This is a genomic window from Saprospiraceae bacterium, from assembly GCA_016712145.1.
Taxonomy (GTDB): domain Bacteria; phylum Bacteroidota; class Bacteroidia; order Chitinophagales; family Saprospiraceae; genus Vicinibacter.
In genome coordinates, this window is the sequence record JADJRO010000003.1 from 912,210 (window position 1) to 935,047 (window position 22,838).

Sequence of the window (22,838 nt, forward strand, 5' to 3'; positions counted from 1 at the left end):
ATTTTTGCGATCCCAAAAGGGAAATGTCTCTTTTGAATACTAGCCTGAAATGCAGGAGTTAGCAAACCGGCAAATAAATCAGGTAAGTTTCGGAGAGGTGGGTGAGTGGCTGAAACCAATCCCCACAGTATTGTGGGGACTAAACAGTCGCACCTCGAAATTGGTACAAAGTATTTGCATGCTTTAGAATTGAAAAACTAGAGCAGCAGAATTGGATAAGAGGATTTACCTCAAAGGAGAGGTGGGTGAGTGGCTGAAACCAACGGTTTGCTAAACCGTCGTACCTCGAAAGGGGTACCGAGGGTTCGAATCCCTCCCCCTCCGCAATCCGGTAAGTAAAAGAAGAATTATTCTTCTTAAATTTGACAGATTCGGGGCGTAGCGCAGTCCGGTTAGCGTACCTGCTTTGGGAGCAGGGGGTCCCAGGTTCGAATCCTGGTGCCCCGACACAAAAGCTCTTGCAAAAAAATGCAAGGGCTTTTTTAATTTTAATATTTTCTGAAATCACAATTCGGTTAGCGTATGGCGCTGGAGGCGCCAGGGTCCCAGGTTCTCCCGCTTGAAGCGGGACAGGAAATCCTGGTGCCCCAACAATAAAAGGAGTTGATTTATATCAACTCCTTTTTTATGATGAGTAACACCGTTTATAATCTCTATTCTCTTACTTTGAGTTGTTACTATATTGGTTGCACCACTCAAGATGTAAATGAGCGTCTAAGAAAACACTTATCCAATCATAGAGGCTTTAAAAGCAGGGCAAAGGATTGGAAAATTGTGTATAGTGAAAAATATGAATCAATTTCTGAGGCGCTAATTCGCGAACGCGAATTAAAAGCCTGGAAAAGTAAATTCAAAATTGAGACACTTATAAAAACAAATGGCAAGTCCGGTTAGCGTATCCCGCCTTTAGCAGGAGGGTCCCAGGTTCTCCCGCTTGAACCGGGACAGGAAATCCTGGTGCCTCAAAGGGTTTAATCATGGATCTATCCTTGGCCATTATTTATTTTTTAGTAGTAGTAGTTTTTACCCCGATATCAACTTTAGGTTTTGATGTTGTTTTTACATTGCTTCTTAGACAACGGCAAATAAATTGTTTCTCTTCACAAACCCAATATCCTTGTTTACAAAGAGTAGTACTTCTTAAATCTTGGCAATCTGAATATGATTTACAAATGCAAGACCTGCCATCACACTGAAATCCGCTGGATGGATTTTCACTACCCATTTTATATGTAATGCCACTAAAACTATACTCCTGAATAGTACCATTGGTGACTAGAATATCAATGGGTTCACCTGCTCTAATTTTAAAATGGTTCATTCCTTCCTTTAAGCCATTGTTTGGCAGCAAGTTTACTTCCCAATTCGGAGTCATTTTTTTTGTTGCTAAGACGTTGCTTGCCTTGTTTGTTGAGGCTAGCTGTGCATGCATAGCTACATTGCTCAGAATCAATACACTAAGGATAATATGCTTCATTAGAATAATTTTAAGCAAAGGTTTGATAAAAAATCAAAGCTGCCAATAGCATAATAGTATGAAATCTTAGTAGGGATACATAGTATTTTTTAGTTTGATTAGTAACGTACTATGGCAGTCTTTTTAAATCATAAGCAAGCAGATTCTTTTATTCCTATTGATAATCCGGACAATTTATTTTTTGGTATTAGTTTATTATACCTATTAGGGAATATCAAAAAATTGCGTCTTAGATACATTCTCGGTTCATCAAGCTATAACCCGGAAATACGATTATTAATTACACGCTGTGCTTTTTCCTGTTTTCCTCATTTTTTTAATACGGGCTTTAAAAGCCACTGTCTTATTTGGTTTAATTTTGATAATCCGGTAAACCATTATAACTTTTATAATTGATCTATATCATCAAGATCCTTAAATCTTCCTGATGCTTTCTTGGCTTTGATTAAGTCATTAAAATGTAATGTTCTTACATTTAACCCATCAACATTTTTTATTTCAGATTGATTATAGCATTCGGTAAAATTCATACCTTTTATACATACCATAATATCTATAGCAACTGGTTTTCTTCCAAACTTATATACATCCCAAGTCGGATGATGAATAAAATTTTCTAATGTCATATCGGCTAACGACATGCCATACTCTTTAAATGCGTTTACAATCCTTGAGTAGTTTGATTCGGATCTTGATACCCATTATCCATATCACCCGTAACCCTTGAATGTCCATGTAAAATGACTGAAAAACCGCCTACTAAAATATATTCGACTTCATTGTGATTTAAAACTTGTATGAACTCAATAAAATCATCATTAAATATATTTCCAATTATAATGTACCCGCTGAGAACACAGATTTATCCATTCTTGGTGGATTATTAACATCAAAATTATATGCTATGCTTGTTAGATACAATGCTATTTCTAATCTCTTTTCCATTGATTTTTGAGAGTAATCTCTTTGATAGGTATCCGCTTGTTCAACGGTCATTGCCCGAAATGCAGTTCGATCTAATTTATATTGATCTTTCATTTGTGAAAATCCAAATTAGTTGAATATTCAAATGTAATTCATTATTTAAATAAGCTCAAATTGTTGTTGGAACAAACAAATACAATCGTAATTTTTAGCCGATTTTTCTTCATTAATGAGTAGCAAATTCAAAAGTTTCTCAATTTTAGCTCAGATTTAATCTTCTAATGAAAAATCCTTGTTTAATGTGGCTTTTAAGATTCTTAAAATATTTAATACATTTGCGCTTGTATTTCACTAGTTTAAGGGCGCATTGAGCCCCTTTTGCTGATAGCTATTTTTTTAGTATGCCCAAATTACTTGTTACAGGTTCCTCTGGTTTAATAGGCTCTGAAGTGGTCAGATACTTTGACCAAATGGGTTGGGAACTGTTTGGGGTGGATAACAACATGCGGGCTGAGTTTTTTGGTCCGAAAGGGGATACCCGCTGGAATCAAAAGCAATTGGAAGCCAATTGCAAACACTTCAAGCACATTGAATTGGATCTTAGGGATCGACAAAAAGTCCTGGAACTAATCCAACAAATTCAGCCGGATTTTATTGTACATGCGGCTGCTCAACCCAGCCATGACCTGGCAGCCACCCGGGTTTTTGACGATTTTGATGTCAATGCCAATGCAAGTCTAAATCTATTGGAAGCCTGTCGCCGGTTTTGTCCGGAGGTTGTATTTGTGTATATGTCAACCAACAAGGTGTATGGTGATGCACCCAATGCATTGAATTTGATAGAAAAAGAAAGCCGATTTGATTTTGCCGATCCAGCGTATTTTCAAGGGATTCGCGAAGATTTTACCATCGATCAATCCAAACATTCATTATTTGGAGCTTCCAAATTGGCAGCAGATATTCTTGTGCAGGAATACGGCCGTTATTTTGGATTGCGATCCTGCGTGTTGCGTGGCGGATGTTTGACGGGTCCCAATCACAGCGGTGTTGAACTGCATGGCTTTTTAAGTTATCTCGTTCAGGTCAACTTGACAGAAAAAGTATACACGATATTTGGATATAAAGGCAAGCAAGTGCGAGATAACATTCATGCATTTGATGTCGCACGCTTCATCGAACAATTTTTTCAAAATCCACGGGTAGCAGAAGTTTATAATATTGGAGGAGGCAGACAAAATGCTTGTTCAATTTTAGAAGCATTTGAAATCGTTGAATCTATTTCTGGCAAGAAAATGAACTATGTTTATAATGAAAAAAATCGCGAAGGTGATCACATTTGTTACATTTCAGATTTAAGTAAAATGAAAATGCATTATCCATACTGGGATATCAGTAAATCCCTTTTAACTATCAATGAAGAAATTGTATTATCCTGGAAAAACAGGTTGCATTGACTTCGGAAAATAAACTATTAATTGTTTCCTGGGCAATCCCACCCATGTCGGGAGGCAGTTCCTATATTACACATCAACTTGCCAAACAATTTCAACCAGACGAAATTGTCATTGTAGGTGGAAGTAAATCATTTTTTAAAAAGAAAGCAATCTATGATGGGATCGTTTACAATTATATTTTTTCCGAAATAAATTGGAAAGGGCATGGCGATCGTTATTTTATTCCACTAAGATTCTTGTTATTTCCACTGGCATTAATCCGAGTGTTTAATCTAATTCGGAAAGAGAAACCGAGCAAAATTCTAGCTTGCTTTCCGGATCCCTATTACATGATGCTTGCAAAGATCGCAGCCTCTGCATTCAATTTGCAGCTTTATTCTTATTTTCATAATACTTTGGTGGAAAATCGAAGTTCCATTTCAAAATATATTGGTGAAAAAATTCAAACCAGTGTATTTAATGCATCCAGACTTGTATTCTTGATGAGTGAAGGTATGCGTACATATTATCAGAAAACCTATCCGGAATGGAAACAGAAATTTGAAGTTCTTCCACACACATTTAATGAATATCCGATACGAACTTTTTCAAAATCGTTTAATCAAAATCCACCTTATAAATTGGTATTGATTGGGACATTCAACCATTCCAATATGGAGGCTACCAGTCGGTTAGTTCAATTGCTTTCCCAACACTCTGACGTTTATCAACTTGACATCTTTACATCAACTAAAAAACCAATTTTTAAATACAAATGGAATTTAGATTTAGATAAACTCGGAGTTCATTACAAAGGATATGTAAATCAAGAAAAAGTTGATGCTGTTTTGCAAAATTATGATGTTTGTTTATTGACCCATGGTTTTGATGGAGCCTATTCAGATATAGAATATCAAACTATTTTTCCAACACGCATGTTACCTTTCTTGTTATCTGGCATTCCGATATTGGCTCACATCCCTCCGGATGTTTTTTTGGCTGATTTTATTCGTAAATATGATTGTGCAGAATTAATTACCAGTAAAGATACCCAATCGATTTTAGATGGATTAAATCGCATCACGAAGCTAGCAGATCGAAGGCAAACACTCATTTACAATGCTCACAAAACAACCGCTTACTTTTATGGAAAGGATGTTGTAAATTCGCTAAAGGAGAAAATGAAATTTAGTCTATAGGCTATAGCCTTTTAGTCTTTAGGTATGCAAGAATATGGATAGTCCTCTTTTCAGCACTGTTGATTTGTTCAATTCTTAATGGAATTTATGTTACCATCTATCACCTGCCACCTTCCAACAACTATCAACTACCAACTATCAACTAGCCTCTAGCCTTTAGCCTTCAGCCTACTGGTGCTCCATCATTCTGCAAAAACATACTATCTTAGCGGACCAGATTCCAATAAATGGCTACAGAACAAAAATCCCTTAATAAGGCTCTTGGTTTTATTTTTCTTACTGTTCTAATTGATGTCACCGGATTAGGGATTGTGATCCCTGTTTTGCCTCAGTTAATTCAAGAGCTTTCCGGATACCCTTTGAGTGATGCCAGTCGAATTGCCGGTTATATGGGTTCTTCGTTTTCCTTGATGCTGTTTTTATTTGCTCCCATTATGGGTGGCTTAAGTGATCGGTTTGGACGAAGACCGGTTTTGTTGTTTTCTTTATTTGGTTTTGGACTGGACTATTTACTCCAAGGATTTGCCCCAAGCATTACCTGGTTGTTTATTGGTCGAATCATAGCTGGGATTACAGGTTCTTCTTTTTCGGCTGCCGGCTCCTTCATTGCAGATGTAAGTCCACCAGAAAAGCGTGCTCAAAATTTTGGATTAATCGGTGCAGCCTTTGGTCTGGGTTTTATCATTGGCCCTGCTATTGGTGCCCTATTAGGAAATTATGGGCTTCGTGTTCCATTTTTTGGTTCTGCTGTTTTGGCTTTATTAAATATGCTGTTTGGAATTTTCGTTTTGCCAGAATCTTTAAAACCTGAAAACCGGAGAGCCTTTGATTGGAAGCGTGCCAATCCACTCGGCACGATGCGTGTTTTGTTTAGTTATCCTATTGTAAAAGGCTTTTTGTTGAGTTTGTTTTTAGTTTATGTTGCCCATTATGCTCTTCAAAGTACCTGGTCATTTTATACCATTGAAAAATTTAAATGGGATGCAAAAATGATAGGCATTTCATTATCAATTGTGGGTTTAATGGCAGCTATCGTGCAAGGAGGCTTAAGCAGAATCATTATTCCGAAATTAGGGAATAAGCATTCCATCTTATTTGCAATGATTGTAGCTATGTTTGGTTATTTAGCCTTTGCGTTTGCTCCAACAGGATGGGCCATGTTTGCAATTACAGTTCCGTTTTCTTTTAGTGGATTGTCCGGTCCTGCAATGCAGGGATTGATCTCCAATCAGGTTCCCCAAAATGCTCAAGGAGAATTGCAAGGCGGAATGATGGGTCTGATGAGTTTTACTGCGATTATCGGCCCATTGCTCATGACAAATTTATTTGGGTATTTTACAAATACCAGCCATGCGATTTATTTTCCGGGAGCTTCTTTTTTAATGGCAAGCATTCTTGTGCTTGCAGGAATTATTTTTATTGTTAAACCTTTATCACGCATTCATACCTAATCGATATATGAAAACATTTTTAAATTCTTGTTTGTTTATTTTGCTTGGTTTTGTACTTTCTGCTCAACCAGATGATTTTATTCCTTGCCACAATGCAAGTGCACATCAACTATTTCGTTCCAAGCCCAGTGAGTTTGAATTGCAGGCCATGTTAAATTCTAACCTGCGCAGCGATAGTTTTGATATTTTAAATTATGCAATTGCCATTGATGTCAGTAATTATTCAGGTAAAAGCATTACAGCAAACACAACCGTTCGATTTAAAACAAAGATGGATCAACTCCAATGGATTCAATTGGATTTAAAGCAGCTTACGGTTGACTCTGTTTTATATCACGGATTGCCAATTGTCTTTAATTATACAAATGATATTATCACAGCTTTCTTTGGCAGTGCACTTCCTATCAATCATGAGGATGAAATTGTGGTGTATTATCATGGGATGCCCGTTCGCGATCCAGTATGGGGTGGATTTTATTTTGTTGATGACTACATATACAATTTGGGCATAGGCCTTTCCACAACGCCTCCCAATTTTGGAAAGGTTTGGTTTCCATGTTTTGACAATTTTGTTGAACGAACTACATACGACTATATTGTAACATCTACTTCAGATAAACCAGCGTATTGTGTCGGTACATTTATTTCGGAAGAACCCGTTGGTACCAAACTAATCAAGAGACATTATCGGATGAATACACCCATCACAACGTATTTATCAGGAATAGCAGCAGCCAATTACGCAGTGGCTAAAAGTGAGCACCAAGGATTAAATACCAAAATTCCGATCGAGTTGATTTCTAAATCACCCGATCTTGAAAAAATGAAAACCAATTTTGCAAAAATAGGTACGGCCATTGATGCTTTTGAATATTGGTTTGGTGCGTATCGTTTTGAGCGGGTTGGTTTTGTAGCTACAACGCAAGGAGCTATGGAGCATCCAACCAATGTGGCCTATCCGGTAAGTACGATTCAAAATGGAACCTTGCTTCAAAATGAAAAATTATATGCGCACGAATATGGCCATCATTGGTGGGGCGATGTAACGACGCTTGACGACGCACGGGATATGTGGATTAAAGAAGGCAATGCCGAATACGCCAGCCATTTATTTATTGAAAAAGCTTATGGAAAAGATGAGTTTATCGAAACTGTAAAATCCAATTTGTCAAATATTTTGTTTAATGCACATAAGAATGATGGTGGTTTTCTACCCCTGTCGCCGATGCCATATGACCAAACTTATGGAACCACCACCTACCGTAAAGGTGCAGCCATGATTCATAACATGCGTGGATATTTAGGAGATGAACGTTACCGCAATGTTTGTACTATGATTTTCGATAGTTTGAATGGTAAATCTATGAATGCCTATGAATTCAGAGATTTTTTAAATCGAAACAGTGGGGTTGATATGACGGCTTATTTTGATGATTATGTTTTTAATCCTGGATATTGCACGTTTTACATCGATTCATTTATGGTGTATAATATGAATGGACAGCATTATGCTTACATCCAGGTGAAACAAAAATCATATCATGCCAATCATTTGTATCGGGATGTACCACTAACATTTACGATGTACAATCAAAATCTGGAAAAGCAAGTAATCAAACAAAAGGTAAGCGGAGACTCGTATGATTTTAATGTATTGCTACCTGATGGCTACAGTCCGTCTTTCGTTTTAATAAATGAAGACCAGCAATTAAATCTGGCAAGTTTACAAAGTCATACAATTATAAATAAAACGGGAACGGCCAATCTGCCTAATACGGCAATTACCGTAAACGTGGGTGAGGTGAGTGATAGCAGTTATGTAAATATTGTTCATCACCTGGTTGGACCGGAAACCGACCGCAAAGCAATTAATATTGATAAAATCTCAACCAATCATTTTTGGCAAGTGCACACTGTGAATCATGGCAAGCTGGCCATCGATGGGCGAATTGAATACAACGGAATTGATACGCAAAGTATTGACAGCGACATATTGTATAAGTCAGAAGACAGTCTGATCTTAGTCTATAGAAAAGATTGGTCAGAACCCTGGAAAGAATACACAGATTACAATAAATTGATAGTTAACCCAACAGATAAAAGAGGATTTGTACGCATAACAAAATTAATAGCTGGGGATTATGCATTGGCACACGGGTACCATGTCGCAGTGGCAAATCATGATTTTAATGAACGTTTATTTAATGTATATCCCAATCCTGCTACAGATAAAATTCATGTGGTTGGTGAACACACGAATGAAATAAGCAAATGCGAAATCATAGACCGGAGTGGAAAAAATGTTCTTGAATGCGATTTTTATGATACCATAGATATTAGTCATTTGATAAGCGGATCTTATATTTTGCATACTTTTAATAAGTCTGGAAAAATTTTATCTGCTACGCATTTTATTAAAAAATAAGTGTATCCGAAAATGAAATCCTTGAATTTAATTTGCTTGGTATTGATGCCTTTGATGTCTTTTGCACAAGCAGGTGTATTAGATCAAACGTTTTCAGGAGACGGAAAATTAATTTCAGCAGTTGGCAGTGGAGATGATCAGGCTTATGGAGTTGCATGTCAGTCAAATGGAAAAATTGTGGTAGTTGGAACATCTGAAAATAATTCAAATACTGATTTTGCAATCGTCCGATATAATGTTGATGGTAGTTTGGATAATAGTTTTAGCGGAGATGGAAAACTTCAGCTGGATATTGCTGGTGGCAATGATGAGGCCAGAGCTGTTGTTGTTTTATCCAATGGCATGTTATTAATAAGTGGGTTTGCATCGGTTGGGAGTACCATCGATTTTGCCGCAGTGCTCCTTAGTTCGGATGGTAAACTAGTCAATGCGTTTAGTGGAGATGGAAAGGCGACGGTCGATTTCAGTGGTACGGACGATTACTGTTATTCTATGGTGGTGTACAATGATAAAATTTATTTAGCAGGGAGTTCAATTGCAAATAGCCAGGAAGAATTTGCAGTAGCTATTTTACAGATGAATGGAATGCTGGATGTTGCTTTTGATGGCGACGGGAAAACAACCATAAACATTGGAGCTGGTCCGGATTACGGACGTGCAATTGCGATCCAGGCAGATGGTAAAGTGGTACTGGCTGGATACACGGGTTCGGATTTTAATAATGATTTTGCTACCGTTCGATTATTAGCAGATGGAAAACCCGACCCTGCTTTTAGCCAGGATGGAAAGGTAATTACAGACATTGGCCCTAACTGGGAGCGTGCATTTTCAATTGCAGTCCAACAAGATCAGAAGATTGTTGTTTCAGGATTTACGTTTAATAACACAGGAGATGATTTTGCATTGGTTCGATTTTTACCAGATGGTAGTTTAGATAAAAGTTTTAGTATGGATGGAATTGTTGTGCAAGCAATAGGAACACGTTTTGATGAAGGCTATGCCATGATTTTACAAGCTGATGGGAAAATTTTAGTAACTGGTGAAGCTGCACAACCATCAAGCGATGCAGATTTTGGATTGGCCCGATTTACAGATGCAGGCATTTTAGATAAAACATTTAGTGGCGATGGAAGCATTATAACTCCAATGGGTAGTTTGATGAGTGAAGATGTGGCTTATGCAATTGCCATTCAACCAGATGGTAAAATTGTAATAGCTGGAGAAGCTGAAAATGGAACTAATTTGGATTTCGCTGTGGCAAGATATACATCAGGCCTTGTAATTAATACAGAGCAATCTGTATCTATATTGGAGGAAGCTCGTATTTTTCCAAATCCGGTACTAGATTATTTTTTATTGGATTTTAAGTTGAATGAAGACAAAAGACTTTGTATTGACTTAGTTGATTCAGGGGGTAAAAAACTTCAATCATTTTTTACAAACTACCAATTTACTCCAGGAGCACATAAATTAAGCTGTAAACTAACTCCGGACTTAACGAATGGAAAATACTATGTTTTAATTTCTTCAGAGAATCAAAGACAGATTCTGGAATTTGTGAAATTAAATAAGAACTGAATCGCCTTATTTCAATTTAAATGCCAATCCAACATTAAAATTAGTGGCAATAATCCGATCTGCGTTGGGTCCAAAACCATTGGGAGTATCTCCAATTTTTTTAGGGCCTAACATGGCATTTAATTCAATTTCAGAATAGAGATTTAGTTTTGAATTCAATTGATGATTCACCCGAATGCCCGTAACAACATTGGCAAATGAATTCACTCCAAATGTTCCGCCATCCAATAAACCTTGGTTGGAATCATTGCGCACCCGGGTACTAAGTACTGAATTATCTTTGGTCCCATAGGCAATTCCTTGATGGACTGTACCGGATAAGTTGGTGATTGTGTCAAGTGTAAAATAATTTTTTAATGCAGCACTGATGGACAAGCCAAGTTTTGCACTCACGCTCCAATGGTTGCGCTGCACAACTTGTCTGTGTAGCAATACCGGAATCGAAAGAATGTGAGATTGAATTTTATCAAATCTGATTTTATAGTAACCGTTTTCAAAACTGCCCAATGTTTCTGACATATTGGGCTGATAGGACAAATGACTGTATATAAGTCCACTTTCTATCATCCATTTTTTTGCTTCCACACCAAAACTCAGGGCTGTCTGAATTCCTGGACGTAATTGGTGTTGGTACGTTTTTCCAAAATCAAGGAAAGAAGGAGATTGGATGGTATTTAACATAAGCCCTGTATGCATCATAAGCCAGGTCGATTTTAATGCAACTGGAATTATTTTATTTGGTAATGCATTCAGCACTTGAGGTAAATCGGTTAATACAATTGCATCCAGGTTTTGGGGTAAGCCAGCTTGAAGCACAGGCAGATATTCTATATTTTCTAGAATTGCTGCTGGGTTTTGCAAAGCAATTGCAGAAGCTTCCTGATTGTTCTCTAAAGAACTTGCACTTGAAGTTTGATTGTATTCTATTGATTCCTTTATATTAACTGAAGCACTCACTGAAGCATTGGATGCAGCAGGGATGCTGTTAGAAGAAAGTTGATTTGTCTGTTGTTTTTTTCGACCAGCAATTGGGATTAAACCTTTAGAATGTTCGACATCATAGCTCTGTAAGTGGGCAGTTGATTTATTTTCTTTTGAAGTGCTCTGTGCTGTAGTTGAAAAATTTTCGTTCGCAGCATTCAATTCTGAATTTGTTTGAATTGATTCTGTTTTATTTTGAGCTATAGGGGCGACTAATTCAGCTTGTTTTTCTTTTATTGGTAAAATATTTGTAATGCCAATATTATCCAAAGTGCAGAGTAACAATAAAAACAAAAGCGATTCAATCATACGAGCCCGGATGATATGACGTCTCCGTTCAAGCATCCTGTTTTTCTTAGCTACAAAATGCTGCCAGTTAATTTGTTCAGAATCCAATTCCAAATTTTGGAAGCTCTGTTTAATTTTTTGATCAAATTCTAAATCGCGATCCGCTGCATCCATTTTCTGTTGCATAAAATCCCAATCCGGTTGCGTATTCGTGGAATAGGATTCCAGAATGTCTTTTATATTTTGATCAAAAGCTTTTTCAGATTTTGCCATGTAATAATTCCTTTAATTTAGTGCGTGCTTTCACCAGATTAGATCTGGACGTGCTTTCTGTTATATTTAGTGTTTCTGCAATTTCTCTATGTGAATATCCTTCGATGACAAACATATTGAATACCGACCGGTACATTGGAGGAAGTTTTTGAACAGCCTTCATCACTTCTTCTGCTGCCATGGAGTCCACCGGATGGGTATGTGAATAAGCCAAGGTGCGCGCTTCATCCAAATCGGTCGTTGTACGACGACTTTCTTTTCTATAAAAATCAATCGCAGTATTTACCATAATTCTTCGGATCCAGGCTTGCAATAAAGTTCCTGGTTCGTAAGAGCGAATGTTTGTAAAAACTTTCAAAAATCCTTCGTGTAAAATATCAAATGCATCATCTGAGCTATTTGAATACCGCATACACACAGTCATCATCAAACGGTAGTTTTCCTCATAAATCCGCTGTTGAGCCCAGGATTGCCGTTCAATGCAAGCCAAGATGAGCTCCTGTTCAGATGGATTTATGGGTATTGCTATATTCATAAGAACCTACTCTCTATACAACGTATTTAAAGGCAATTTGCTGCTTTAAAGACGAAAATGAGGTTAAAAAATTGTTTCGATTTTATATTAAATAATATTATATGTATAAATAGCACATATTGTATAGTATATAAATTTTAATTGAGCCTTGGCTCCCAAACATTACTTTTGCAAACTACTATGCACGATCCCAAAGGTAAATTCCTCATTCTTGGATTTAAAGATCCCTTTTTAGCAGCCCGCTTGATTGCCCTGGGAATCTATCCCGGAAAGGAATTGGAAATAAAACGAAAAGCGCTCTTAGGAGGTGCCTTTTATGTAGAGGTCGATTGTTGTCATTTTGCTTTGCGTGAGGATGAATTGCTTGGATTGGAATTAAAACAAATACCAGATGTCAGGGCAATTGTATAAAGTTGGTTTAGTAGGAAATCCAAACAGCGGCAAGACAAGCATTTTCAATCTACTTACCGGTCTGAATCAAAAAGTAGGGAACTATCCTGGGGTTACGGTGGATTCCAAATCTGGTAAATTTTATGCTCAAGACGGATCTGTAATTGAATTAATTGATTTTCCAGGTGCTTATAGCTTACATTCCAATACCTACGATGAGTTTGTATTGACCAGAGCATTGATTGATTTAAAAGACCAAAATCATCCAGATGCAATTATTTATATAGCGGATATCTTATTATTGGATAAACAGTTGCTATTGCTTACTCAAATTATAGATTTAGAATTTCCGGTCATTGTTTGTTTGAGTAATTGTGATTTGGCAGAACCGGGCTTAATCGAAAAATGGACTTTGCTATTAGAACAGAAATTAAAATGTCCCATCATTCCGGTTAGTTCAAAATCACATTTAAACCTGGATACACTTAAGGAACGAATTCAAAGTATCATTCAGTTCTCTCATATTTTTATTTCAAGAAAAAGTAATTATACAATTCCTGAACAAGAGCTTGAAAAATTTGAACCGAATCCCTTGTTCAAAAATGATTACAACATTTTATTGTGGAAGCATTACGGCCAAAAAATTCAATCGTCCAGAATCAACAGTTATTTTGGAAAAGAGCATTCATTAAAACTGCAAATTGAAGAGACGTTGCAGCGGTATGTTTTAATTGATGAATGGGTTTCTTTGGTTCAATTTAACAAAAGTAACCGATCAAAAGAAAATACCAATAAAATTGATTCGGTATTAACGCAACCGCTTTTAGGGGTTACGATTTTTACCGTAATTATGTTTTTTATTTTTCAAGCAATTTTTTCCTGGGCCAGTTATCCAATGGACTGGATTGAATCGGGTTTTGCTTCACTGCAAGGAGGTTTAGGAGATTTGATGGGAGATGGATTGTTTTCTCAATTAATTGTCAAAGGACTCATCCCTGGTTTAAGTGGAGTCATAGTTTTTATTCCACAGATTGCGATTTTGTTTTTTTTAATCAGTTGGATGGAGGAGTTGGGATATATGGCTCGGGTGGTCTATTTGTTTGATCATCTGTTAAAGAAAGTAGGATTAAATGGCAGATCGGTAGTTGGTCTCATCAGTGGAGGTGCTTGTGCGATTCCAGCAATTATGTCAACACGCAGCATCAACAATCAACGGGATCGTTTGGTAACGATGTTTGTGATTCCATTGATTCCTTGTTCAGCGAGAATTCCTGTATACACTGCTTTGATTGGCTTCATTGTACCCTATAAAGAAGTGATGGGTATTTTCAATAGTCAGGGAGTTGCATTTATGGCTTTGTACTCATTGGGAATTGTAATGGCTTTATTAACGGCATTGGTAATACGCTATTTTGTCAAATCAGATGAACTCAGTGTATTGGCTATGCAATTGCCCGATTACCGATTGCCTCAAATGCGGCAGGTATTGTTTGTTGTATATGAGAAAGTAAAAAGCTTTGTATTCGAAGCTGGAAAAATTATTTTGTTGATCAGTGTGATCTTATGGTTCATGTCTAGTTTTTCGTGGAAAGGGGAATTGGATAAGGTTGAGCAAACAGTTCGAATGGAATCCAAAACATTGGGTAGAGATTCTTCAGCAACCTTATCCGAGATAGAAGCCAGAAAATTAGAACATTCATTTGCTGGAAAAGCCGGACGTTTTATTGAACCCGTTGTTGAACCATTAGGATTTGACTGGAAAATTTCAATTGCATTATTAACTTCATTTGCAGCGCGAGAAGTTTTTGTAGGAACGATGTCCACCATTTACAGTTTGGGTTCCAACGATGATGAAATTTTGTTAAGAGATCGGATGGCGTTGGAAAAACGGGCAGACGGTAGCCCATTTTTTGATAGGCGGACATCCATTTCCCTGATCTTATTTTATGCATTTGCAATGCAATGCATGAGTACGTTTGCTGTCATGTGGAAAGAAACGCGCACCAAACGTTGGCCAATAATCCAATTTATATATATGGGATTACTTGCTTATATCGCATCCTGGACAGCCTATCATTGGTTTTAATTTGGAGCTGCTGCGGGTTTAGTTGCAAATTCGGGTTCCACTTTATAAACCAGATAGGTGGTTTCTCCCCGAAATGCAATTTTTAAATATTTCTCTTTGTAATGTAATGTCACTTTGCTTCCAGCTTTTGAAGCTTCCTCTACCTGACGCGCAACCTCTGAATTGATCACTGAAAAATACCAAACATTGTCAGCAGGTTTTCCATTGTTTGCCGAACCGGAGAAAAATCCAAAATTTAATTCACCTTCATACGTTTTGAATACAAAGCCTTTGTGACTTATTTTGGTGACAAATCCTGTACGCGAACCTTCGCTATAATTTGCAAATAAAACAAATAGTAAGAAAGCCAATCCAATGAGTAGCAGGAGCAGTATGATCCGTTTAGTCCATTTCCACCATTTTTTACCTGTCTCTTTAAATACGTCCATTGTTGCCATATATGCTGCTTTTTCGCGAAAATAATTATTTTTAGGATGAAAAGACAATCCAATACAATAAACATAGTTTTGCGCTAATAAATTCCACCCTTGCAAAAAACTACCATTGCCGCTATAGCCACTGCTCCGGGAACGGGAGCCATTGGATTGATTCGGGTATCCGGGGCAGACAGTACTTTATTGGTATCTCAGATTTTTAAAGGGAAGGATCTTCGGAAGGTGGCACCCAATACCGTTCATTTAGGTAAAATAAGAGATGCAAGCGGACAGGTTTTGGATGAGGTCCTGGTGACCGTGTTTAAATCCCCCCATTCCTATACAGGCGAAGACCTGGTTGAAATTTCTTGTCATGGCTCAACTTATATCCTCCAATCCGTTTTAAATAGTGTACTCGCTGCAGGAGCCGTTCCGGCAAAAGCTGGAGAATTTACTATGCGTGCATTTTTAAATGGAAAAATGGATTTATCCCAGGCAGAAGCCGTTGCGGATTTAATTGCATCCGAAACACAGGCCGCACAACAATTGGCTATAAGCCAATTAAAAGGAGGAATTAAAACTGAAATTCAGGATTTGCGAAGTGAACTTTTACATTTTATCAGTTTGTTGGAATTGGAATTGGATTTTTCAGAAGAGGATGTTGAGTTTGCCGATCGTAAAAATCTGGAATCTTTATTAATAAAAGTGCAAGATCATATTTTAAAATTGTACGCTAGTTTTAATTTAGGCAATGCAGTAAAACAAGGTGTTAAAACGGTAATTGCCGGTCGCCCCAATGCAGGGAAATCAACTTTACTAAATGCTTTGTTGCAAGAAGAGCGTGCCATCGTATCAGAGATTGCTGGAACAACCAGAGATACGATCGAAGAGCCGCTCAATATAAATGGAATTTTATTTCGATTGATTGATACAGCAGGACTTCGTGAAGCACAAGATCAGATTGAAAAGATGGGAGTAGAGCGAAGTTTGGAAAAGATAAAAGAATCCAGTGTTTTGGTCTATGTATTTGATGTAATAGAAACCAGCAAAGAACAGCTTTGGGAAGATCTTGAAAAACTAAAACAAACAGGGCAACAGCTGTTAGTGATTGCAAATAAAATGGATTTGAATCCAGGAATAGATTATGAGCGCTATGTAAATCAATTCCTAAGCAAGAATCAAATCATACCCTGTTCGGCAAAAAATAAAATGAATTTAGATTACATCAAAAACCAATTGTATGAATTGGTATTGGGAGATTCAAAAATTCAAGATGACAGCATTGCAATAAATGCAAGGCACCAGGATGCACTTCAAAAATCCATTCAACAGATTGAAGCAGCCATTAATGGCATGCAATCCGGATTGCAAAGTGAATTATTAGCTCAATACATTCGACATGCGCTTTATCATTTAGCTGAAATCAGTGGTGAAATTACCAACGACGAAATTTTAGGAACTATTTTTGGCAAGTTCTGTATCGGAAAGTAATTTACTTTCTTTTGTTTAAGTGCTTGTTTTTGTTGAGTTTAAGTACACTTTTCTTTCTTTTTGTTGCCCAACTCTACTTTTTTACTTATATTTGTTGCCCAGTTGTTGCCCAATTGGCTATTTTGTTGCCCACATATCAGTTTGATGGAAATCAGGCGAAATAATGCACCAAGTAGCACCACCCAGCAACATACTGCAACAAATAGCAACAAATGAGTAGTACAATTAAAAACTTCCCAAATTCTGCGATCATTGTGGTAAGGCTTTCATAGCCAAAAGACCACAACGAAGTATTAGCTTAAATGCAACAGTGCAGCCTACAAGAAAACCAAACGAGAAAAAAGTAAACGCAAATTTAAGAACCAACAAAGCAAAATTGTTTTCCCCCTCTCCAGTAGTTGCTACTGAAACCCTATCCAACCCTGATAGCAGGTAATCACACTAATTTAAGAGAAAGAATTTTTAAGCATACTGGAAGTTGCTCCCTATTGGGTGCAAGCAGATGGACCATTCAACGGATGATAAAAGTAAACCGTTTGCCGGTGGCAAAGCTGAGCAGCCGTACCATCATCAAAAGGGCTTCAATTGATAATTTATTTAACTGATAAGAAAATGAAAGTAACATTAAGACAACGGCCCAAAGGCGAGGTAAAATAAGCCTTTTATTTAGAGTATTACTCAATGGCAAACGCCAGTATGAGTATTTGAATTTGTACCTAACACCCGACCCAGAAAAAGGCAAGCTCACCAATGCAGTAAAAGAGGAGAATAAAAAGATACTGGCATTGGCTGAAACCATCCGCAGTAAAAGGCATTTGGAGATACAGAACAGCACTTATGATTTCCACGATAAGGAGAAGCTAAAAACGTACTTCATTATGTATATGGAGGCATTGGCTGAAAAGAGAAAAGACAGCAAAGGAATTATGGCAATTGGGATAGTACCATAAAGCACTTAAAAAAGTATTGCCCAAGAGATACACAATTCAATCCAAATCAATAAAGCCTTTGTTGATGGCTTCAGGGATTACCTTTTGAAAGAAGCCAGTACCAAAACCAAAAGGCAATTTCAACCAATACCAAATATGTTACTTTAATAAGTTCAGAGCAGCACTCAAACAAGCTGTGAGGGATGGCATACTAAAAACCAACCCTGCCGAAATGGTAGATGGCTTGCCACAAGGCGAACCAGTAAGAGAGTTTTTTACCCTTGATGAATTGTAAAGACTCTTAGCCAAAACCAAATGTAAAAACGAGTTGATGAAAGGGCTTTTATTTTTGCTTGTCTCACTGGGTTATGTTTCAGCGATATTCAGAAATTGAAATGGGAGGAAATGCAACAATCAACCGGAGTTAGGCATTGCATCCGTTTCGTACAGAAAAAACAAAAGGATCTGAAACCTTGCCCCATATCTGATGAAGCCTATAATTTATTAGGAGGAAAGGGAAAGTCATCGGACCCAGTATTTCTGATTTGATTTTACTCCGATAGTCGCAATGCAGATTTATACAGATGGATGATAAAGGCAGGTATTGAAAAGCACATCACTTTCCACTGTGCAAGGCACACATACGCCACATTGCAGCTTACTTAGGGTACTGATATTTTCACAGTATCAAAATTGCTTGGACACAGGCATTTAAAAAACAACACAGATTTATGCTAATGTAATTGATGAAAAGAAAACAGTAGCAGCTAACAAAATAAATATTGGCTTATAATGGAAATAAAATATTGAATAGCATTTTGTTCAAAGAACTTATGCCCTGGACTTTTGAGCAAAGGCACAAAAGCCATCAACGAGAAAAATAAAAAAGGTAGGCAGCAAAGAACCCACCACAGAAGCCGAGTTATGCAACAGCTTCAAATATTGTTGGCTGATTATTCCGAACTCTCTCAAATGGCTTACAAAGCAAAATACAAAGTGGAACAAGCACTTTGAAAACCATTGCTACGCAATAGATTTTCCAGCTTACAGCGATGCAGTAAGCAAGTTTTATAATGCTGTTATCAGCCTTGAAACACTTCGTGTTTACAATGCTTTTAATACCAAGATGCAGAAGTACAGCAAAAAGGTGGATATAGGTACCACACCACTATTGCATTAAAGAACATCAAAGCACTTACAGCAACACAGTTAAGGAGATTAAGGAAAGAGGATTTGAGGAAGCACCCACCGAGCAAAGCTCGTTACCTCATTTTGTATTGCAGTTGTTAAGGCAACACCTAAACTATTAATTTTTTGATATACAGGAGTTGAGCATAGCCAGTATTGAAAGCCCCACCAGTATTGAAGATTTTTATATGTTGGATTTGAATTTACCAAAGGCACAGATAAACGAGTAGTAAAGTTGAAATTGAAACAGAGAAAGTAGAGAAGCCAACCACCAAAGAGAAACTATCATTTGGCTTTAAAGGCACAGAAGCAAAACTGAAATCAAAAATCAATTTACAATTGCTAAACAAGTTTGATTTTTTGAATGAAAGAAAATGCAGAGGGACGATTTAGTAAGATATTAACATCAAAAGCACTTAGTCCAAAATGCACAAGGTTTTATTTTGGTTGCGAAACAATTGCAGCTTAGATACATCATGGATAAACTTAGTGCCAGCTTCAATAATCTAACACCAACAAACACTTGAAAAATCTGGTTTGTTTTAAACAAGAAACCAAGAAACTTTTAAAGGCTCAAAAACTTGTATTCAAATAAAATTGACAACCCAAAAATCAACTCAACCATTGACAACATAATCAAACAAATGAAATAAAAAATAGTGAGGTTAGGAGTTATCTCAATGAGATATACACTCTAATCCTTTGCCCCTGCTGCATTGTAGAATTTTGTTCCATCAAATTTTAAAAAATAAAAAGATGGCAACAGAAAATTTAATTCTCGACAAGCTCAACAGAAATTGCAAACAAATTAGATGAGCAAAACTTACTGCAAAAACAGTATTAAACTTCAACGAGGCTTGCACATTCCTTGATGTAAGTCCTTCACATTTGTACAAACTTACAAGTACAAAGAGAGTATTCCCCATTCTCTGTCCCCAGGGAAAGAAACTCTATTTCAAGGTTCCGAGTTAGACGACTGGTTACAGCGCAACCGTCAATCAAACGATGAAATTGATGTTTATGGCTACCGGAGTACATACTCCAAGAACAAACGCAAATAGAATTTTTAACCGATAAGAAAAGAAAAGAAATGGCATCAAGTACCATATTTAAAAACTTACTATCCCGGTAGAAAAAATCTCTACTGCTGATAGGTAAAGACATTATTCTAACAAGTACAAAACGGAAGTAGAAGAAATCCGCAATCTTATGTGCACAAGGCAATAAGGCAGAAGCCGACAATAAAAGAAAACTTTATTAGCTTACGCCTTCGGCTGTATTCAAAGAAAAAGGCAAATGCCTTTTGGAAATGTACAGTGGCTTCTCGGGCATTTAGATTTTGACAAACTAACACCAGAGCAATTGCAAACTGCGTTTGCAATCATTAGTAAAATCTCCTACACAGCCCTTTGCTTTATTAGTCCAAGTGGCAACGGCCTAAAAGTATTTGTTGAGGTAAGCACAGAACTGGAATACCACGACATTGCTTATCTGCAAGTGCAGAAGTATTATGAAGATGCCACAGGACTAAAGGCAGACCCAAGCTGCAAAGATGTTACAAGGCTTTGTTTTATGGAGCCACGACCCAAACGCATACAGAACCATCCAAAACGAGAAATTCATTGTGGCTTTGCCCCAATTCATTCAAGAACAACAATCGCAAACGCCTACGGCTATTGCTCCAATTGTTCCAATAGAAACGGCAGAACCCGAAGACCTCAACATTACATTTTTATTCAATCAACAAATTCAATTCACAAACCAAAAAGCATCATACACCGATGGAAACAGAAATAATTATATTTATCTGCTTGCTTCTAATTGCAACAGAGTTGGTTTATCGCAATCCGATACTGAAATACTATGTACAGAGCATTTTGATTTATCTGAAAGAGAAATTAAGACTGCCGTAAATAGCGCCTATTACACTACACCCAAGAACAAAAAAAGTTTGAACCAAAGCAAAGGCAACGGATCAAGAGGAAACCACAGCCCGAAGAACAAATGCCTACTTTGCCCCGGATGCAATGTTTGACACAATACCAGAGTTTTTAAAACACATTACACAAGTAGCCACCACCAAGAGAGGAAAGGGATATTTTATTGTTGGGTTCATTGGTTACGCTAAGTGTGGCATTCCAAACTCATTGGTAAGTATGGCGACAATCCAGTTAATACAAACCTGTTCATTTTCATTTCGCCAAAGCATCAGCAGGGAAAGGCATTTTAATTCATTGCCGAAAATTGGTTGAACCCATCCACTTAGCATTAAGAAAACCAAACCAAAATAATGAAGCAACAGTTTGAGGTGGATATGCAAGAATACAACGCTAACAAGGGCAAAGATGCCAACACCGAAAACCGCAGAAACCTCCTCAAAAAATGTTGTTCATTCCAGCCAATAACAGTGCAACAGGCTTTTAGAAATATTAGGAGATAGCGATAAAAAGAGGGCTAACTTTTGAAACAGGGTGATACCTTTCTAAAGCATTTAAAGCGATTACGGAGACTTTAGCGATGGTTTTTGCAATGCTTTTCAACACGAACCTATCTCATATTATCAAAGAACAGATAAAGAATATGTAGAAATTGATTGACCTTGTTTATCAGCTTTACTTTCAGGTACATCCAAGCAAATTCCAAACCTCATTCCAAATGCTGAAAATGGTTTGTTCACCCGTTTTATGTTCTATGTAATGAATATGAAATTGATTTGAAAGATGTTTGCATCTAAAACCGAAAACGGTTTAGATGTGCATTTTGAAAAGCTGGGTCACGACTTTTACACTTTGTACCAAACTTTACAAGCCAATCCAGAAGTACACTTTACTTTGACACCATCACAGCAATTTCAATTCAATTCATTCTTTGAAAAAATGCAAACCCTGTATGTCAATATCCAGGAAGAGGAGATTATAAGTTCAGTAAGGCGTTTAGGATTGATTGCCTACCGTATAATGATGATTTTTTCAGCACTCCGAATTATGGAAGATGGAAACATAGAACAGAACCTTTATTGCAACGATACCGATTTCCAAAATACATTGGATATGATTACCATACTGGTAAAGCACAGCAGTTATATTTATTCGCAAGTAGCACAGGAAACCTACAAGCCAAAACCAAAGCACAAGAAAGAAATGTTTTTAGAAAACCTGCCATACCATTTCAACCGCCAAACCTATGTAGCAACAGCCCAAAGTTTGGGCATTACCGACAAGTCAGCACACCGCTACATCAAGGAGTTTAAAGATGCTGATATTATCCAGTACGATGGTCACGACCAGTACACCAACCCCAACGCCAAAAATCCTCAATAGTTCCTACTTTGAGGATTTAAGGATATGAGGTTTTGCGGAATTGGAGCAAAATGAATTGAAATCCGCCTTTCCTCAAATCCTCATTTCCCCACTTTCTCAAAACTTTTTAACGTACTACTTTTTTTAGTAACTCTTGCTTTTGTTTTATATTTGCCAATATTTGTCAAGACAATATTATTATAATGGCAACACAGTTTGCGAAAGAATTAGAGAACTAAGAACGAAGCAAAATTTGTTGCTGCGGCAGCTTGCTTCTCAATTGATGTGGATACTTCTATTATTAGCAAAGTAGAACGAGGCGATAGGCAATTGAAGAAAGAGTAAATCCCATTATTGGCCCAAATACTAAAAAAAGCTGATGTAGGAAGAATTGTAAACCCTTTGGCTTGCTGACCAGATTTATGCTGTTGTCAAAGATGAAAATTTGCAAATGAAGCTATAAGTTGCAGACAAAAAT

At 37.2% G+C, this 22,838-nt stretch carries 16 protein-coding genes, 2 tRNA genes and 2 pseudogenes; 14 read left to right on the top strand and 6 right to left on the bottom strand.

Features of this window, described 5'->3' with window-relative positions; all coding sequences use genetic code 11:
• Window positions 1-235: 235 nt before the first annotated feature.
• From IPK91_16395 to IPK91_16405, 3 genes are all read left to right on the top strand, one after another.
• Window positions 236-324: transfer RNA gene (locus IPK91_16395), tRNA-Ser, on the top strand.
• A gap of 48 nt (window positions 325-372) precedes the next feature.
• Window positions 373-447, top strand: a tRNA-Pro gene (locus IPK91_16400).
• A 183-nt stretch (window positions 448-630) separates the two neighbouring features.
• Window positions 631-894: a GIY-YIG nuclease family protein gene (locus tag IPK91_16405; protein ID MBK8298819.1), complete on the top strand. Its 264-nt coding sequence runs from the start codon at window positions 631-633 to the stop codon at window positions 892-894.
• 106 nt (window positions 895-1,000) lie between these two features.
• On the opposite strand, the gene IPK91_16410 is transcribed toward IPK91_16405, so the two are convergent.
• The 3 genes and pseudogenes from IPK91_16410 to IPK91_16420 form a co-directional block, all read right to left on the bottom strand.
• A complete protein-coding gene (locus tag IPK91_16410) occupies window positions 1,001-1,477 on the bottom strand; it encodes a hypothetical protein (GenBank protein ID MBK8298820.1) in 477 nt (158 codons plus the stop codon).
• A gap of 386 nt (window positions 1,478-1,863) precedes the next feature.
• Window positions 1,864-2,312 (bottom strand): annotated as a pseudogene (locus IPK91_16415) (nucleotidyltransferase).
• Entirely contained in the window at window positions 2,312-2,515 is a 204-nt protein-coding gene (locus IPK91_16420) for a hypothetical protein (protein ID MBK8298821.1), read from the bottom strand. The pseudogene IPK91_16415 and the gene IPK91_16420 overlap by 1 nt, the downstream one beginning before the upstream one ends.
• Before the next feature lie 287 nt (window positions 2,516-2,802).
• Between IPK91_16420 and IPK91_16425 the strand changes: the two genes are divergently transcribed.
• From IPK91_16425 to IPK91_16445, 5 genes are all read left to right on the top strand, one after another.
• Window positions 2,803-3,855: an NAD-dependent epimerase/dehydratase family protein gene (locus tag IPK91_16425; GenBank protein ID MBK8298822.1), complete on the top strand. Its 1,053-nt coding sequence runs from the start codon at window positions 2,803-2,805 to the stop codon at window positions 3,853-3,855.
• Entirely contained in the window at window positions 3,852-5,033 is a 1,182-nt protein-coding gene (locus IPK91_16430) for a hypothetical protein (GenBank protein MBK8298823.1), read from the top strand. The genes IPK91_16425 and IPK91_16430 overlap by 4 nt, the downstream gene beginning before the upstream one ends.
• 227 nt (window positions 5,034-5,260) lie before the next feature.
• Window positions 5,261-6,484, top strand: coding sequence for a TCR/Tet family MFS transporter (locus tag IPK91_16435; GenBank protein MBK8298824.1), 1,224 nt, complete (start codon window positions 5,261-5,263; stop codon window positions 6,482-6,484).
• 7 nt (window positions 6,485-6,491) lie between these two features.
• On the top strand, window positions 6,492-8,909 hold the full coding sequence (locus tag IPK91_16440; protein MBK8298825.1) for a T9SS type A sorting domain-containing protein: 2,418 nt from the start codon (window positions 6,492-6,494) through the stop codon (window positions 8,907-8,909).
• A 12-nt stretch (window positions 8,910-8,921) separates the two neighbouring features.
• A complete protein-coding gene (locus IPK91_16445; GenBank protein ID MBK8298826.1) occupies window positions 8,922-10,487 on the top strand; it encodes a hypothetical protein in 1,566 nt (521 codons plus the stop codon).
• Between the two features lie 6 nt (window positions 10,488-10,493).
• On the opposite strand, the gene IPK91_16450 is transcribed toward IPK91_16445, so the two are convergent.
• Together IPK91_16450 and IPK91_16455 are read right to left on the bottom strand one after the other, a co-directional pair.
• Window positions 10,494-12,029 carry a hypothetical protein gene (locus IPK91_16450; GenBank protein MBK8298827.1) on the bottom strand — a complete coding sequence of 512 codons (1,536 nt, stop codon included), beginning with the start codon at window positions 12,027-12,029 and terminating at the stop codon, window positions 10,494-10,496.
• Window positions 12,016-12,564 (bottom strand): sigma-70 family RNA polymerase sigma factor, encoded by a 549-nt coding sequence (locus IPK91_16455; GenBank protein ID MBK8298828.1) that lies wholly within the window; start codon window positions 12,562-12,564, stop codon window positions 12,016-12,018. The genes IPK91_16450 and IPK91_16455 overlap by 14 nt, the downstream gene beginning before the upstream one ends.
• Window positions 12,565-12,744: 180 nt before the next feature.
• On the opposite strand from IPK91_16455, the gene IPK91_16460 reads away from it, so the two are divergent.
• Complete coding sequence (locus tag IPK91_16460; GenBank protein MBK8298829.1) at window positions 12,745-12,975, top strand: ferrous iron transport protein A; 231 nt, start codon at window positions 12,745-12,747, stop codon at window positions 12,973-12,975.
• Window positions 12,956-15,040: a ferrous iron transport protein B gene (gene feoB / locus IPK91_16465; GenBank protein ID MBK8298830.1), complete on the top strand. Its 2,085-nt coding sequence runs from the start codon at window positions 12,956-12,958 to the stop codon at window positions 15,038-15,040. The genes IPK91_16460 and feoB overlap by 20 nt, the downstream gene beginning before the upstream one ends.
• Here the strand turns inward: feoB and IPK91_16470 are convergent.
• Window positions 15,037-15,573 carry a hypothetical protein gene (locus IPK91_16470; protein ID MBK8298831.1) on the bottom strand — a complete coding sequence of 179 codons (537 nt, stop codon included), beginning with the start codon at window positions 15,571-15,573 and terminating at the stop codon, window positions 15,037-15,039. The genes feoB and IPK91_16470 overlap by 4 nt on opposite strands.
• On the opposite strand from IPK91_16470, the gene mnmE reads away from it, so the two are divergent.
• The 4 genes and pseudogenes from mnmE (at window position 15,568) to IPK91_16490 (ending at window position 22,381) form a co-directional block, all read left to right on the top strand.
• Window positions 15,568-16,944: a tRNA uridine-5-carboxymethylaminomethyl(34) synthesis GTPase MnmE gene (gene mnmE / locus IPK91_16475; protein ID MBK8298832.1), complete on the top strand. Its 1,377-nt coding sequence runs from the start codon at window positions 15,568-15,570 to the stop codon at window positions 16,942-16,944. The two genes, IPK91_16470 and mnmE, sit on opposite strands and share 6 nt — an antisense overlap.
• A gap of 612 nt (window positions 16,945-17,556) precedes the next feature.
• Window positions 17,557-18,666 (top strand): annotated as a pseudogene (locus IPK91_16480) (site-specific integrase).
• A gap of 1,691 nt (window positions 18,667-20,357) precedes the next feature.
• Window positions 20,358-20,858, top strand: coding sequence for a hypothetical protein (locus tag IPK91_16485; protein MBK8298833.1), 501 nt, complete (start codon window positions 20,358-20,360; stop codon window positions 20,856-20,858).
• A gap of 923 nt (window positions 20,859-21,781) precedes the next feature.
• Entirely contained in the window at window positions 21,782-22,381 is a 600-nt protein-coding gene (locus IPK91_16490; protein MBK8298834.1) for a DUF3987 domain-containing protein, read from the top strand.
• The last annotated feature ends 457 nt before the right edge of the window (window positions 22,382-22,838 follow it).